A 13,662-nucleotide genomic window follows, 5' to 3' on the forward strand; every position below is an offset into this window, starting at 1 on the left:
TGCCCGTAGATGGGGTCGGTGCAATCCGCGCGTCATTCGACGCGTCGCAACTCGCGACGAAGAATCTTGCCGACCGTCGACTTCGGCAACGAATCGACGAAGTGAATGGCCTTGGGCACCTTGTACGCCGCCATGCTCGCGCGGCAATGCGCGATCAGCACCTGCTGCGTCACGTCGGCGCCCGGCGCGGCGACGACGAACAATTTGACTGCCTCGCCCGTCTTTTCATCGGGCACGCCGATGCACGCGCATTCGGCGACGCCGGGAAACGCGGTCGCTACCGCTTCCACTTCGTTCGGGTAAACGTTGAAGCCGGAGACGATCACCATGTCCTTCTTGCGATCGACGATCTTCAGAAAGCCCTTGTCGTCGAATACGCCGACGTCGCCGGTACGGAAGTAGCCATCCGCCGTGAAAGCGCGCGTGTTGGCCTCGGGCTGCTGCCAGTAGCCGCGCATCACTTGCGGGCCTTTGACGCAGATCTCGCCCGCCACGCCGATGCCCGCTTCGCGGTTGTCGTCGTCGAGCAGCTTGACGTCGGTGGAAGGCACGGGCAGGCCCGTGTTGCCCGTGAAGCCGTCGATGAACTGCGGGTTGAACGACACCACCGGCGACGTCTCCGACAACCCATAGCCCTCGCGGATAAAACTGCCCGTCACGGACTTCCAGCGCTCGGACACGATATCGATCACGGCCGCCCCGCCGCCCGCGGACAGCCTGAGCCGCGACCAGTCCACTTCCGCGAGGCGCGGATGCGCGGCGAGCCCGGCATACAGCGTGTTGACGCCGACGAAGATGGTCGGACGCGCGGCCTTCAGCAAGTCGATGAACGGCTCGACTTCGCGCGGATTCGCCACGAGCCAGTTCTCCGCGCCGACGGAGAAGTACGTGAGGAAGTTCACGGTCAGCGCGAAGATGTGATAAAGCGGAATCGCCGTGACGACGACCTCAACGCCCGGCCGCAGCGAATCGGGCATGAAGGCTTTGAATTGCTCGATGTTCGCAACCAGATTGCGATGCGACAGCGCGGCGCCCTTCGATAGCCCCGTCGTGCCGCCCGTGTATTGCAGAAAGAGCAGATCGCTGCCGTTGACATCGACGGGATCGGCGGCGAGCCTCTCGCCTTGCGCGAGTGCTTGCGGCAGCGTGATCGCGCCGCGCAGCGCGGGGTCGGCGGCGGGACCGGGAAGCGTGGCGCCGCTGCCGTCGCCGGCGCCCGCCGTGATCACCGTCCGGATCTTCGTGCGGCTGACGACTTCGGCGAGCGTGCGCGTCGAGCCGTCGAACACGACGATCGTTTCGACGCCCGCGTCGTTCAGTTGATGCTCCAGTTCTCGCGCCGTGTAGAGCGGATTGACGTTGACCTGCACTGCGCCGATCTTCGCGATGGCGATGAACGCGATGGGAAACGCGAGCACGTTCGGCAGCATCACGGCCACGCGGTCGCCCTTGCCGACGCCCGCCACCTTCTGCAAATACGCGGCGAATGCCGACGACAAGCGGTCGATGTCCGCATAAGTCAACGTGTGGCCGAACGCATGAAACGCGGGTCTGTCCGCGAACTGGCGCATCGCGCCTTCCAGCAGCGCGTTGATCGACGGATAGCGGTCGGCGTCGATCTCCGCAGGGATCGAGCCGTACGACGCGATCCAGTGTCGGTTGCTGGCGTGGCTTTCCACGGACGGTTTCATGCAATGACGGGTGCTGATGTGGCTGTCGTCCACGCTGTCTCCTGATCGATCTTTCATGCAGGTTGAACTATCGCGCGCGGACGGCCGGATGCAAATGATCGGCTAGGCCGAAATGGTGATCGCAACGGACAAGCTGCTTCGCCGTCGGCAGATACGCTATCCGCCATTCACGCGTGTTTGCGCGTGGCATCAGCAGGATGAATAAGGGTCAACCCTATGGCGAGCCGCTGCGTTCGGGCGCAGAATTCCGGGCACGCAACCGGTATCTTTTCGGACACAGGACTCACTCACGTATGCAGCAACGCGCGCCCGCGCAGGCGGCGGCAACCCATCAGCACGCGCCGTCTGTCATCGGATGGCGTGAAAAGCGCTTTGCGCCGTCCAAGCTCGTCGCGCTGCTCGACGTGACCTCGGAAGCCGGCATCGACGCGAATGCCGTTCTGGCGGGCACGGAACTCGACGCCGGGGCTGTCGCCAACCCGTTCACGCTGACTTCGTCGCTGCAATTTCTGATTGCGGCCGGCAATGCTGTCCGTCTATGTGAGCGACCTGATCTTGGCGTGCGTGTCGGTTGCCGTTTGCATGCATCGAGCTACGGTATGTACGGCTATGCGTTGCTGTGCTCGGAAGCGCTCGCGCAGACCTTCGATACCGCCGTCAAATACCATCAGCTCGCCAACGGCATACTCGACATCCGCTGGTTCGAGCATGACGACGCGGCATCGTGGGTCTTCCCGAATCGCGACGAAGTGCGCATGCCCGACATCGGCGAGCCGCTGTATCGCTTTTTGATCGACCTGCAGTTCGCGGTACACGTGACGGTCATCAAGGACGTGATGGGCGCATGGTGTGTGCCGGCGCGCGCGATGTTCACGCAGGCACAACCGCCCCATGCCGCGTTGCTGTCCGACGTGCTGGAATGCCCGCTCGCCTTCGACCAGCCGCAGAACCTGTTGAGCTACCCTGCCGCGTGGCTGTCGCGCGCGCCGCAGCTCGCCAATCCGATCACGGCCGCGCAAGTCTCGACGCAATGCGCGCGGCTGGTGGAGCAGTTCCGCTGGCAGGCAGGCGTCACGCGGCGCGTCTATCAGGAACTCACGCGCACGCCTGGCAAATTCCCGGACATCGAACAGATCGCGGAGAGTCTGTGCATGACGTCGCGCACGCTTCGCCGCAAGCTCGAAGCGGAAGGCGCGTCGTATAGCGAGCTATTGACGGGTGTGCGCAAGGCGCTCGCCGTCGACTATCTGTGTACGACAACACTCAGCATCGAAGACATTGCGTTGACGCTGGGTTTCAGCGACGCCGTGAGCTTTCGTCACGCGTTCAAGCGCTGGACGGGCAAGACGCCGAACGACGTCCGGCGCGATCGTAGCGCGACGCTTCCATAAACGAACGTGTATGGCGTGCCAAAGTTTGTTTTATTGTTCGGCGCGAAAGCCGCGACCTTACACTTGACGAATACTCCGGAGCCGCTAACGCTGCACAGTGCGTTCTCCTCATTCGAAAACATCTACACCAAGGAGACGATGCCCGGCCTTCCGGGCATCAGCACCCCATGCCGCCCACCCTCGTCTACACGCACGCCGCCTGCCTGAACCATCAGCCCGGCCCGCATCATCCCGAATCGCCGGAACGGCTGAAGACCGTGTTGCAAACCTTGCGTGCGCCGGAATTCGCCGCGCTCGAATGGCGCGACGCACCGATGGGCACGCTCGAACAGGTGCAGCTCATTCACAGCCAGGACTTCATCGACGAAGTCGCGGAAATCGCGCCGAAGCACGGCTACATGCCGCTCGACGGCGGCGACACCGTCATGTCGCCGGGTTCGTGGGAAGCCGTCATGCGCTGCGTCGGCGCGGCGTGCGCGGGCGTCGATGCCGTGCTCAACAACGACGCGCGCAACGTCTTCTGCGCGACGCGTCCGTGCGGGCACCATGCGGAGCCCGGCAAGGCAATGGGCTTTTGCATCTTCAATCAGGCAGCCATCGCGGCAGCGTATGCGTACGACGTACACAAACTGGAGCGCGTGGCCGTCGTCGATTTCGACGTTCATCACGGCAACGGCACGCAGGCCGCGTTTTATGACCGGCCCGAACTCTTCTATGCGTCGAGTCATCAATCGCCGCTCTATCCCGGCACGGGCAAGTCGGCTGAAACGGGCGTGAGCCACAACATCCTCAACGTTCCGCTGCCGCCGGGTTGCGATTCGGATCTGTTCCGTTCGCGCATCGAGGCCGATATGCTGCCCGCCGTGCGCGAGTTCCGTCCTGAGCTGATCATTATTTCAGCGGGCTTCGACGCGCATCGGCTCGATCCACTCGCCGCGCTGCGTCTCGACGATGACGACTTCCACTGGATCACGCGCGAGCTGGTGCGCATCGCCGACGAGACCTGCGAGGGGCGCGTGGTATCGATACTCGAAGGCGGATACAGCATGGAGGGGCTGTCGGGCGGCACGCGCGCGCATGTGCGCGCGTTGCTGGGGACTTGAGCCGCAGCGCTGCGTCTGGAATGTGCAAGGACAGCCCGCGCATCGACGTCAGCCGATGCGCGGGCTTTCTTTATTGCCCCTGTTGCTGCTGCAAATACTGCTTGACGTCATTCAACGATACCCGCCCCGAATGCGCGGTGTCGATCTGATCGAAGTGCTTTGCGATAAAACCAAGGCCGTTGCTTTGCGCCTGCGCTTTCGTGATCGAAGCGCCATTGCCCAGCACTGAATTCGCGCCCATGCGCGCGTCGATGCGCTGTTGCGCCTGCTGTTGCAGTTGCGTCCCTGTGGAGGGTGTAACAGCGGCTACGCGGTTGGCCGGGAAAAACGGACCGTCGACGCCATGACCGCCCTTTGGCAGCGTCACGGGCGCAACGGCCTGCGTCGCTGCATGCGCGCTGCCCATCGCGGCGCCGAGAACGACGATGATGGAAAGAACGCGCGACAACCTATCGATTGAAGACATGATCACTCGCCCTGAATAGATGAGTTGGGAGTCCCCGCATCGAACAGTGACGGGCGGGGACCTGTTCCATTGAGCCTATTGCGTCGCCGCAGCCTGTGCGGTGGAGGTCGGCGTCCCCGCCGGGCTTTCGTCGCTCCACGGCGCCGGCAACGTCCACAGCGACAGCGCGAGCGGAATCGGCTGGCCGCTGTAGTAGTCCACCAGATCGCTCTTCATCTTCGGACGCGCCACGTCGTCCAGATAAATCATATGCCCGCCCTGGAAGAAGTTGACCTGCAGATCCGGATTCAGGCCGCGCACCGTCTGCAGACGCGCCAGGTCCTTTTCCGTCTTGAAGAACGGCGTGGCGAGATCGTGGAAACCGTTCTCGGCGAGCACCTTGAGCTTCGGATTGAGCGTGATCGCACCGAGCAGATCAGGCAGCGTGTCGGGCAGCGCCTGGCCGTCGTGCGAGAAGTCCCATACCTCGATGATCTCGTCGTTCAGCGGCATGTACGTCGCGTTCGGCGCCGTGTAGCCGAGATAGTCCGGCATCTGCGTCGCGAGCGCCGTCGTGAACGGCTGCGAGATCAGGATGTCGGACGGGTCGCCATCTGTCTGCAGGCGCGGGTCCGAATTGGGCAGCGACACGCGTCCGTCGTAGCGGCCGATCGTGGAGCCCGGCACCAGCGCCAGGTTAAACGAGTTGGGATCGAAATAAGCCTGCAACGCATGCAGCGTGAGGCTCGACGGCCACTCCCATGATTGCAGCGTGCGCGTCGCCGGATACACGGGCGGATCGAAGTAACCGGGAAGTCCGAACTGGCTCAGCACCCATGTCTCCGCGTACTGCCTGAAATGGTTGTACTGGCCCGTCGCGAAGATTTCCGATTGCAACGCAAACAGCCCCTGATCGAGCAACGGCGGCGATACCTGATGGAAGTACGCCGCGACCTCCGCGTAGCCGGGGTAGTAACCGGCGAGCGTGTCGGTGTCGAGTTGCAGTCCTTCCTTGGTGCCAAAGATCGCCACGGCTTCGATTGCGTCGGCGAAGTAGTTGAGAATCGCAGACTGCAGCACGATACCCGTCAGCGGCACGCCTGCCGTTTCGAGCGCCAGCGCAAGCATGTCGGTGCGCGGCGTACCGTACGATTCGCCGTAAAGATAGATCGGCGAATCGCTGCGATTGTTCGCCGCCAGATAGCGGATGATGAAATCGCGCATGATGTTGACGTCGGAATCGACGCCCCAGAACTGCTTGTTCGTATAAGGCAGAACCGCTTCCGATAGACCCGTGCCGGGTGGATCGATGAACACCATGTCAGTGGTGTCGATCAGGCTCTCCGCATTGTCGACGAGCGGGTAGTTCGGCCAGTTGGTGAGAAGCGGGTCGGGCGTCGCGACGCGCGTGGGCGCGAACGAACCGAGCCGCAGCCATATCGACGACGAACCCGGGCCGCCGTTATAGACGAAGGTCACGGGGCGCGCCTTGCCTTTCGAACCCTGCGCCGTATAGGCAACGTACGACATCGTCGCTTCCGGATTGCCGTTCGCGTCGGCTGCTGTCAGGTGGCCTGTCGTCGTCGTGTAGTTGACCGTCGTCTTGCCCGACTTCCACTGGTAATGCATCACGGCCGCTTTTTCCGCGACCTGCGATGCAGCCAGGCCGTCGTTCGCATGCGGCGAATAGGGAATCGGATCGGTGTACGGCTTGTTGGCCGCCTGCGGTTGCGCCTGCTGTTGCGCGAGCGCTTGTGGATCCGCCGCCGCCTGGCTCAACGCGCTCGTCGCCGACGAAGCGGGACTGCTGTCGCCTCCCCCACATCCCGCGAGAACCAGCAACCCGAGAATCATCGCGCCTGAAGCGGCTAGCCGCCCCAGACGCGGGCGGCTGCCGCTAATGCTACGGTCTGGTTTCATTTCTGTCCCTGTGATAGGTAAGTTACCGCTACACAAAGGCCGCCTTCGCCGGTGAGGCGCATAGGAAACAGACAGCGGTGCAGAACTCGTCGGCACTCACAGCGGCTGACATTAAACTTTCTTGTTTCTAACAGCATTGATACAGGTTGCTGAATATTCTAATAATTCGGATCACTAATTACGCAACGAGAAACCATGCCGGTAAGTTGTACTGGTTCTTTATTACTTTCCGCTAAGGAAAGATTTGGTAATGAATGGTGGCAGAGGAAAAATAGGAGGTCGTGCGGTGCTTTGTCAAGGCCCGTTTTTACAGGCTATGCACGATGAATAGGATCGAAACTTGCGTTCGCATCCATTGTTTCTGACCGAGAAAATCGCGTCTAAATCATTCGCTTAATGCTTTATCACGCAATCAATAAGCCGGATTGGAAAATTACGTTTTTTTCGTTTAAATCGGAATGAATTTCGACGAACAAGATAAAGAACCGCTTTCGCCGCAATTAATGCGACGACAACAGATTCGCAACCTGATTCGATTGCGTCTGTGCGGCGATATCCTTCGCCCTCATGCCGCGATTGTCTTTCAGCGATTCGTCAGCGCCGCGCGCGAGCAGCAACGCGGCGATACCGTCGTAGCCGCCATACGCGGCCGCCATCAGCGGCGTGACGCCGGATGCGTTCGCGTGCTTCACGTTCGCGCCATGATCAATCATTGTGCGCGCTATCTCGGCGTCGCCCTTCTTGCATGCCGTAAGCAGCGCGGTGTCGCCGGTTCTCGTCGTCGCATCGACGGCTGCGCCGCGATCGAGCGCCGCGATCACGCTTGCGCGGTCGCTGTCTTTCGCGGCGGCGAGCAGCGTGCGATTCACCTCGCCCGCTTCTTCGGCTGCGGCAGGCAGCGCAGCGCCCGACGCGACCCAAAGCGCGCAGGCCATCAACAGCGCAGTCACCCCATACCGCACGGCGTGATACATGATCGTCTCCCCGACGCTACTGCAGATTCGCGACGTAACTGGCGAGGTTGCGGATATCGTCGTCAGTCAGATTGCGCGCGACGCTGCCCATGTTGCCCCCATCGTTGGTGCGCGTGCGGGAACGGAAGTCCTGCAGTTGCTTGACGATGTACTGATAGTGCTGCCCGGCCACGCGCGGTATCTCGTTCTGCCCTGAGAAGTTGCCGAGGTGGCACGTCGTGCAAAGCTCCGCAGCCGACTTCTTGCGCCCCGCTTCGACGGCGACGCCGTCAGCCTTGAAATCGACGGGCACGGGTTTCTGCGCGGCGAAGTAGTCTGCGAGATTCTGCATGTCATCTTTCGACAGTTTGGCTGCCATCGGCGACATGCGCGGGTCCTTGCGGCGGCCTTCCTTGAAGTCCTTCAACTGAAGGTACATGTAACGCGGGGTCTGTCCGGCGAGCACGGGGTATTGCGGATCGGTCGAATTGCCCATCGGACCGTGACAGGCCACGCAGGTCTGCGCCTTCGTCTTGCCCGCTTCCGCGTCGGCGCGTGCGTCGGCGAGCGGCCACGTGACACCTCCCATACAAAAAATCACCGCGCAAGCGCGCGCGACGATACGCGCTGCGCGCTGCGCGGTGAGCGATGACGTCCCGGTTCGCGTCATCACGGCAACGCGAAGACCAGCACCGTGTTGCCGCGTTTGAAGTCCAGTTGCGTGTTGCCGCCCGCCGCGACGGCCACATACTGCTTGCCGCGCACGCTATACGACACGGCCGGCGCATTGACGCCCGCACCGCACTGGAACTCCCAGAGCTTCTTGCCCGTCGCTGCATCGAACGCGCGGAACAGCCCGTTGCCTTCGCCGTTGAACACCATCGACTCGTTGACGGCCGCCTGAAAGATGAACACCAGCCGCAGCTTCGCCACGTTGGTCTGGTTGATCTGCGTGCCCGGATAGAAGCGCGTCTGCGCATACGATCCGTTCGAATGCAGCCAGTCGGATGTATTGCCGGCGGCGCTGTCGAGTTGCGCCTGACTGACGGGCGCAAACGTCGACGGCATCGGCGCCGAGGTGGTGGTGGACGTGTTCTGCACTTCGTCAGCGGCCCGCGAGGTGGGCGATGCGAGCGCGGCGAACAACATGGGAATGAAGACGGCGAGGTACCGCGGGGATGGCGTCATGAGCGTCTTCTCGGCTTTTTATCGTTTGAGCTTGCGAGCGCGGGAGTGCGGCGGCTGTCCGCGCGTAGACAACGCGTGGACGGGGCACAGTCGCGCCCCCCTCTCAAACAACAAAAGCTTTGAAATTGGAACCGTTTGATTGCTTCGGGACGGGTCGGCTGCGCAGATTCGGCGAGTACAACTTCTCGCCCTCAAGGCCGACTCAACTAAGCGTAGGCGAAGCAATGCCGATTTTCCAGGCACGCGGCAGCGCATTGGCGCCTCATTACCGCGCAAATGAAGGTTGGTTCACGTATGAGGATTGACGGCCGCTCGCGCCGCGTTGACGAACGGACGGGCGTAGTGCCGGCTTTATAACCTGCTTGTGGACGCACGCTTTGTGCGCTGCATCGAAGTGATGCGAAGCCGGCCTCCGGCTTCGCACCGGAAGGCTCACGCCTGCGCGTCGTCGCTCTCGCCGAGCATGCGCATCGCGGCTTTCTCCGCGTTCGCCACGTGCAGGCGCGCGAGCGCCTGGGCTTCGTCGGCATCGCGTGCCTTGAGCGCCTTGTAGAGCTTGTCGATTTCGCGCAGGCTGCTCGGCAACCGGTCGGGATGCATCAGCGACGTGGCGCGCAGCAGATTCACCCGCGAATACAGGCTATTCAGAACCTCCTTAACGAGCGCATTGCCGCAGTTGTCGAGCAACACCTCGTAGAGCGCGGTCTTGGCCTTGAGCACGCCTGCCTGGTCCTGCGCCGTCGCCTGCGTGCGCAGTTCCTTCGCGGCCTCGCCGAACTGCGCAATCGCGGCGTCGCTGGCGAGCCTGGCGAACTCGTGCGCCGCGAAGCCTTCCAGCAGCCCGCGCAACGCGTACAGTTCGCTCGCCTCCTGCTGCGAGATCACGGCGACGATCGGGCCTTTGTGCGGCACGCTGCGCACGAGCTTTTCCGCTTCGAGCTTGCGCAGCGCTTCGCGTACCGAGGTACGGCTTACGCCGAGCGACTCGCACAGTTCGCGCTCGATCAGACGCGCGCCCGGCGCAAAGCGCCCGCTCATGATGGCCTGCCTTAGCACGTTTTCGACCTGATGACGCAGCGTCTCAGGTCGGACCAACCCGATATCAGTCGACATTATTGTCTTCCCGTCCGACAAAGTTACAGTCGCTATGATACTTCACCGCCAGCCGTTTTCCGTCCTCCGTTGCGCATAAAACGCGTTGATTGTTGCCTCGCTGTAGCACTTCAGTTGTAGCCGAGTATCGCCACGGCCCGCACATGCGCGTGGTCGGTGCCATTCGCTGCGAGCCGCGCGAGCGGCAGCGCCTGCAATGCGCGGAACGTCGAATGAGGATCGCTGCCGCGCGCACTCGCGTTTTGAAGCGGCCGCGCAGAACGGGTGACGTGCTCGTTCAATACGTTGGGATTCAGCATCGCGCGGTCATGCATCGACGGCCACCCGGTGCTTTGCCAGTGCCGCTTCGAGCAGCGGCGCGCCGAGTTCGGCGCCGTGAATGCCCGTCGTGCTGACGATCTCCAGCAATTCCATCAATTCGTCCGCTGTCGCGCCGTAGCGCAGCGCGTTGCGCATATGCAGTTTGAGGCCGGGCACGTACAGATGTGTCGACGAAGCATCGAACGCGCAATACATGAACTCCTTGATCTTCGGACTCAACACGCCCGTGCGCCACGGCACCGAAGAAAACTCGACATACGCCTCGAACAGGTCGGGATCGAGTTCGAGCAGCCCTTCCCACGTCGGATGCCAGTAGCCGCGATTCTTCTCGAATGCTTCCTTCAATGCGCGGCGGCGTTCGTCGAGCGGCACAGGTCCCGCGCGCAAGCCTTCCTCTTCGAGCACTTCGAGCAGCACAGGCACGCCGACGTTACTCGTGTGAATGCCGATCGTGCTGATCAGCTCCAGCACTTCCATCAGTTCTTCGCGCGTCGCGCCGAACCCGAGCGCGCGCTCGATATGATGCGCGACGCCCGGCCCGTATAACTGCGTCGCGCACGCATCGGCGGCGAGCGCGATGAACGCGCGCGTCTTGTCATCGAGATGGTTTCTGCGCTGCGGCACTGCGGAGAACTGCACGTACGCATCGACAAAACCCGCATCGAGACGAAGCATGCTGTCCCACGCGGCATTCCAGACGCCGTGTACGCGCACGAAGTCGTCCTTGATCTGCTGTGGCTCGCGATGCGCGCGCGCCGGCTGCTCTCCCTGCTTCATTCGCTTGCTCCTTCCGATGACGATGATGCTTTCCCCGCGCCGCGTGCCGCCTCAGCCCGCGACCAGCCCTTGCGGATAATCCGCTTCGGCCACTTCTTCCTGCCACGTCGCCTTGCCGATCGACGTCGCGATATGCACCATGTAGCTGCCGTCGCTCGCGCCGTGCCAGTGACGCTCGTTCGGTCCGATGAACACGATGTCACCCTGGCGGATTTCCTGCGGCGCCTCGCCCTCCTTGCAAATCCAGCCCTTGCCCGCCGTCACCTGCAGCACCTGGCCCTGCTCGTGTGTATGCCAGTAGGTGCGGCCGCGCGGCGCGAAGAACACCGTGTTGATGGTGACGCCATCCGTCGGCGGCATCACGGGGTCGGCCCATACCGTGCCCGAAAACGTCTCGCCGCGCAGTTCCGACAACTTCCCTTCTGCCCTGCCGTGAAATACCTTCATGCCTGCTTCTCCTCTTTACGAATCTTCCCGTCGTACAGACGCACGCCGCCCGACACATCGCCGATCGCATCGACGACACGATTGCTGATCACGTCGCCATAGCCGAGCGCCGTGCCAAGACCAAAGCTCGCGAGCGGTCCCGCTGCATTCAGCGACACCACGCCCAGTTCGCGCGCGCGATCGACATACAGAACGACATCCTTCGTCATCAGCTTGCCCGTCAGCCCGCCTTCCAGATAATCGCCGTCGACGATCTTCGGAAAGCGGTTTAGCGTCGCGAAGTTCACGCCGCTGCTGCTGTTGAGCACGTCGAGCAGCAGATGCAGGTCGAGCCCGGCCTTCTTGCCCGCCACCATGACTTCCGCGCTCGCCGCAAGGCTCACCGCGTTAAGGAAGTTGTTCAGCAGCTTGGTGGTGTGGCCCGCGCCACTCTCGCCCATATGCGCGACCTTCGAGCTGATCGGCGCGAATGCCCAGGTGAGCGCTTCGACGGCACTCGCGTCGCCGCCGACCATCAGCGTCAACGTGCCTTTCTCCGCTGCTGCCGCACCGCCTGAAATGCCCGCATCGACATACTGCACGCCGCATTGCGTGAAGCGCCGCGCGAGCCGTATCGTCGAACTCGCGGCGGCCGTGCTCAGATCGACGACGATCTGTCCGGCACGGCAATGCGCGAGCACACCGCCCTCGCCTTCGACCACGGCCTCGACGACCTTGCTGTCCGGCAACGACATCATCACGACGTCGGCGAACTTCATCACGTCCGCGATTGAAGCCGCGGCCTGCGCGCCCGCTGCCTTCACACGCTCAGGCGCGGTGTCATAACCGAGCACCGCAATGCCCGCATCGACGAGACGCCGCGCCATGCGGCCGCCCATGTTGCCGAGACCGATGAATCCGATCCGTTCCTTGTTCATTTGCGCTATTCCCTTGCAGTCAGTTGATTCGTCAGAAGTCGACGTCCTTCGTTTCCGGTCCCATCATCGCGCCGACCGCGCCGATCAATCCGCCGATGCACAACAGCACCACGGATGTCATCCGCAACGGCATGAACGCGCCGAGCCAGTTCATATAGAACGCGTAGAACGACGGGATGATCACCGAGAGGCTGAAGCCGACGCCGAAGCCCGTTGCGCGCACGTCCGTGACGAAGCGTTCGTTGATGTACGTGACGATCACGCCCCACGGTGACGTGACGAGTACGGCGAGCACGCAGACCAGCGCGATGATGGTCGGCAGAGACAATCCATCGTTGTTCGCGAGCACATACAGCAGCCCTGCGCCGACCGTCGCGATCAGCGGGCCAACGATCACGAAGAAGCGCCGCCGTCCGATCGACTGCGCGATCAGCCCGGAGCCGATGTAGCTGAAGAACAGCACGAAGTACGTGATCATCAGCGTGGACGTCATCTGGAAGCCCGTCAGATGCAGCGTCTTCACGAGCAGGCCCGTCGGCAGGTAGATCGTGATGATGTTCTGCGTGAGCCAGAAGCCCGTCATCATGACCAGCACCTGCAGCAGGTTGCGTCCGCTCTTGCCGCGCAGCAGATCGGAGAGCGGCAGCTTTTCCGGCTGATTGCCCTTGTCGGCGGCTTCGCTTTTCCAGATTTCAGATTCGGCGACCTTGTGTACGTAGTACAGCGCGAGAATGCCCGCGAGCACGGCGCCCAACACAAACGGAATGCGCCAGCCCCACTGCGCGTACGGCGAGTTCATGCCATTCAGCGGAAAGAGCGTGAACATCAGCATCGCGACGAGATTGATCGACACGTATGCAGCCGGAAAGCCCGCGATGATGAAGCCGCCGACAAACCCGCGCTGCGCTTTCTTCGAATACTCGATGGCGAGCGGCATCGCGCCCGTGTAGCCGCCGCCCAGAAAGATCCCGTCGACGAAGCGCAGCAGCACGAGCGCCCAGTACGACGCGATGCCGATGCTCTCGTAGCCCGGCAGCAGCGCGATCAGCAGCGTGACCACGCCGAAGCCCGACACCGACCAGATCGACGCTTTGCGGCGCCCGATGCGGTCCGCGATCATGCCGAACAGCAGCGCGCCGATAGGACGCCCGAGCAGCGTCGTAATGAACACCAGCGACGCGAGTATCGTCTCCATGCCGCTAGACAGATGCGGCGGCTGGAAGAACGCCAGCACCGGCGACAGTACGACGACGGGCAGATAAATATCGAACATGTCAATGTACTCGGAGAAGAACGCGCCTTTGATGGCATTGCGTCTTTTCGTTTCTATCGATTGCTCGCCTTCGGACTGTGCGATGTCGGTCGCAGTTAGGGTTTTCATGATTGTCTCCAGGTC

Annotated in this window: 13 protein-coding genes and 1 pseudogene; 2 read left to right on the top strand and 12 right to left on the bottom strand. The window is 62.4% G+C overall.

Features of this window, described 5'->3' with window-relative positions:
- Positions 1-32 precede the first annotated feature (32 nt).
- Positions 33-1,691, bottom strand: a complete 1,659-nt coding sequence (locus C2L65_RS37360) for an AMP-binding protein (RefSeq protein ID WP_042308633.1) — start codon at positions 1,689-1,691, stop codon at positions 33-35.
- 293 nt (positions 1,692-1,984) lie between these two features.
- On the opposite strand from C2L65_RS37360, the gene C2L65_RS37365 reads away from it, so the two are divergent.
- Together C2L65_RS37365 and C2L65_RS37370 are read left to right on the top strand one after the other, a co-directional pair.
- A complete protein-coding gene (locus C2L65_RS37365; RefSeq protein ID WP_042308635.1) occupies positions 1,985-3,082 on the top strand; it encodes an AraC family transcriptional regulator in 1,098 nt (365 codons plus the stop codon).
- A 167-nt stretch (positions 3,083-3,249) separates the two neighbouring features.
- Positions 3,250-4,185 carry a histone deacetylase family protein gene (locus tag C2L65_RS37370; RefSeq protein ID WP_042308636.1) on the top strand — a complete coding sequence of 312 codons (936 nt, stop codon included), beginning with the start codon at positions 3,250-3,252 and terminating at the stop codon, positions 4,183-4,185.
- A 70-nt stretch (positions 4,186-4,255) separates the two neighbouring features.
- Here C2L65_RS37370 and C2L65_RS37375 read toward each other — a convergent pair whose 3' ends face one another.
- From C2L65_RS37375 to C2L65_RS37425, 11 genes and pseudogenes are all read right to left on the bottom strand, one after another.
- Positions 4,256-4,651 carry a hypothetical protein gene (locus C2L65_RS37375; protein WP_042308638.1) on the bottom strand — a complete coding sequence of 132 codons (396 nt, stop codon included), beginning with the start codon at positions 4,649-4,651 and terminating at the stop codon, positions 4,256-4,258.
- A 75-nt stretch (positions 4,652-4,726) separates the two neighbouring features.
- Positions 4,727-6,550 carry a S10 family serine carboxypeptidase-like protein gene (locus C2L65_RS37380; protein WP_042308640.1) on the bottom strand — a complete coding sequence of 608 codons (1,824 nt, stop codon included), beginning with the start codon at positions 6,548-6,550 and terminating at the stop codon, positions 4,727-4,729.
- A gap of 500 nt (positions 6,551-7,050) precedes the next feature.
- Positions 7,051-7,524: an ankyrin repeat domain-containing protein gene (locus C2L65_RS37385; protein WP_063769784.1), complete on the bottom strand. Its 474-nt coding sequence runs from the start codon at positions 7,522-7,524 to the stop codon at positions 7,051-7,053.
- A gap of 16 nt (positions 7,525-7,540) precedes the next feature.
- A complete protein-coding gene (locus tag C2L65_RS37390) occupies positions 7,541-8,092 on the bottom strand; it encodes a c-type cytochrome (RefSeq protein ID WP_229516982.1) in 552 nt (183 codons plus the stop codon).
- Positions 8,093-8,172: 80 nt separating this feature from the next.
- Positions 8,173-8,385 (bottom strand): annotated as a pseudogene (locus tag C2L65_RS47360) (PQQ-binding-like beta-propeller repeat protein); the annotation flags it as partial.
- Positions 8,386-9,123: 738 nt separating this feature from the next.
- Positions 9,124-9,804, bottom strand: a complete 681-nt coding sequence (locus C2L65_RS37400) for a GntR family transcriptional regulator (protein WP_042308644.1) — start codon at positions 9,802-9,804, stop codon at positions 9,124-9,126.
- 110 nt (positions 9,805-9,914) lie between these two features.
- Complete coding sequence (locus C2L65_RS37405; protein ID WP_229516238.1) at positions 9,915-10,103, bottom strand: hypothetical protein; 189 nt, start codon at positions 10,101-10,103, stop codon at positions 9,915-9,917.
- Between the two features lie 7 nt (positions 10,104-10,110).
- Positions 10,111-10,902, bottom strand: coding sequence for a carboxymuconolactone decarboxylase family protein (locus tag C2L65_RS37410; RefSeq protein WP_042308648.1), 792 nt, complete (start codon positions 10,900-10,902; stop codon positions 10,111-10,113).
- Between the two features lie 51 nt (positions 10,903-10,953).
- A complete protein-coding gene (locus C2L65_RS37415; protein WP_042308650.1) occupies positions 10,954-11,349 on the bottom strand; it encodes a cupin domain-containing protein in 396 nt (131 codons plus the stop codon).
- On the bottom strand, positions 11,346-12,275 hold the full coding sequence (locus C2L65_RS37420; RefSeq protein WP_285892317.1) for an NAD(P)-dependent oxidoreductase: 930 nt from the start codon (positions 12,273-12,275) through the stop codon (positions 11,346-11,348). The genes C2L65_RS37415 and C2L65_RS37420 overlap by 4 nt, the downstream gene beginning before the upstream one ends.
- Positions 12,276-12,297: 22 nt before the next feature.
- Complete coding sequence (locus C2L65_RS37425; protein WP_042308653.1) at positions 12,298-13,647, bottom strand: MFS transporter; 1,350 nt, start codon at positions 13,645-13,647, stop codon at positions 12,298-12,300.
- Between the last annotated feature and the right edge of the window lie 15 nt (positions 13,648-13,662).

The organism is Paraburkholderia terrae (assembly GCF_002902925.1).
GTDB classification, from domain to species: Bacteria; Pseudomonadota; Gammaproteobacteria; order Burkholderiales; family Burkholderiaceae; genus Paraburkholderia; species Paraburkholderia terrae.

Excerpts from the sequence above, each read along its gene's own strand:
- C2L65_RS37360 (WP_042308633.1), bottom strand. The coding sequence starts at position 1,691 with ATGAAACCGTCCGTGGAAAGCCACGCCAGCAACCGACACTGGATCGCG.
- C2L65_RS37365 (WP_042308635.1), top strand. The coding sequence starts at position 1,985 with ATGCAGCAACGCGCGCCCGCGCAGGCGGCGGCAACCCATCAGCACGCG.
- C2L65_RS37370 (WP_042308636.1), top strand. The coding sequence starts at position 3,250 with ATGCCGCCCACCCTCGTCTACACGCACGCCGCCTGCCTGAACCATCAG.
- C2L65_RS37375 (WP_042308638.1), bottom strand. The coding sequence starts at position 4,651 with ATGTCTTCAATCGATAGGTTGTCGCGCGTTCTTTCCATCATCGTCGTT.
- C2L65_RS37380 (WP_042308640.1), bottom strand. The coding sequence starts at position 6,550 with ATGAAACCAGACCGTAGCATTAGCGGCAGCCGCCCGCGTCTGGGGCGG.
- C2L65_RS37385 (WP_063769784.1), bottom strand. The coding sequence starts at position 7,524 with ATGTATCACGCCGTGCGGTATGGGGTGACTGCGCTGTTGATGGCCTGC.
- C2L65_RS37390 (WP_229516982.1), bottom strand. The coding sequence starts at position 8,092 with ATGGGAGGTGTCACGTGGCCGCTCGCCGACGCACGCGCCGACGCGGAA.
- C2L65_RS37400 (WP_042308644.1), bottom strand. The coding sequence starts at position 9,804 with ATGTCGACTGATATCGGGTTGGTCCGACCTGAGACGCTGCGTCATCAG.
- C2L65_RS37405 (WP_229516238.1), bottom strand. The coding sequence starts at position 10,103 with ATGCTGAATCCCAACGTATTGAACGAGCACGTCACCCGTTCTGCGCGG.
- C2L65_RS37410 (WP_042308648.1), bottom strand. The coding sequence starts at position 10,902 with ATGAAGCAGGGAGAGCAGCCGGCGCGCGCGCATCGCGAGCCACAGCAG.
- C2L65_RS37415 (WP_042308650.1), bottom strand. The coding sequence starts at position 11,349 with ATGAAGGTATTTCACGGCAGGGCAGAAGGGAAGTTGTCGGAACTGCGC.
- C2L65_RS37425 (WP_042308653.1), bottom strand. The coding sequence starts at position 13,647 with ATGAAAACCCTAACTGCGACCGACATCGCACAGTCCGAAGGCGAGCAA.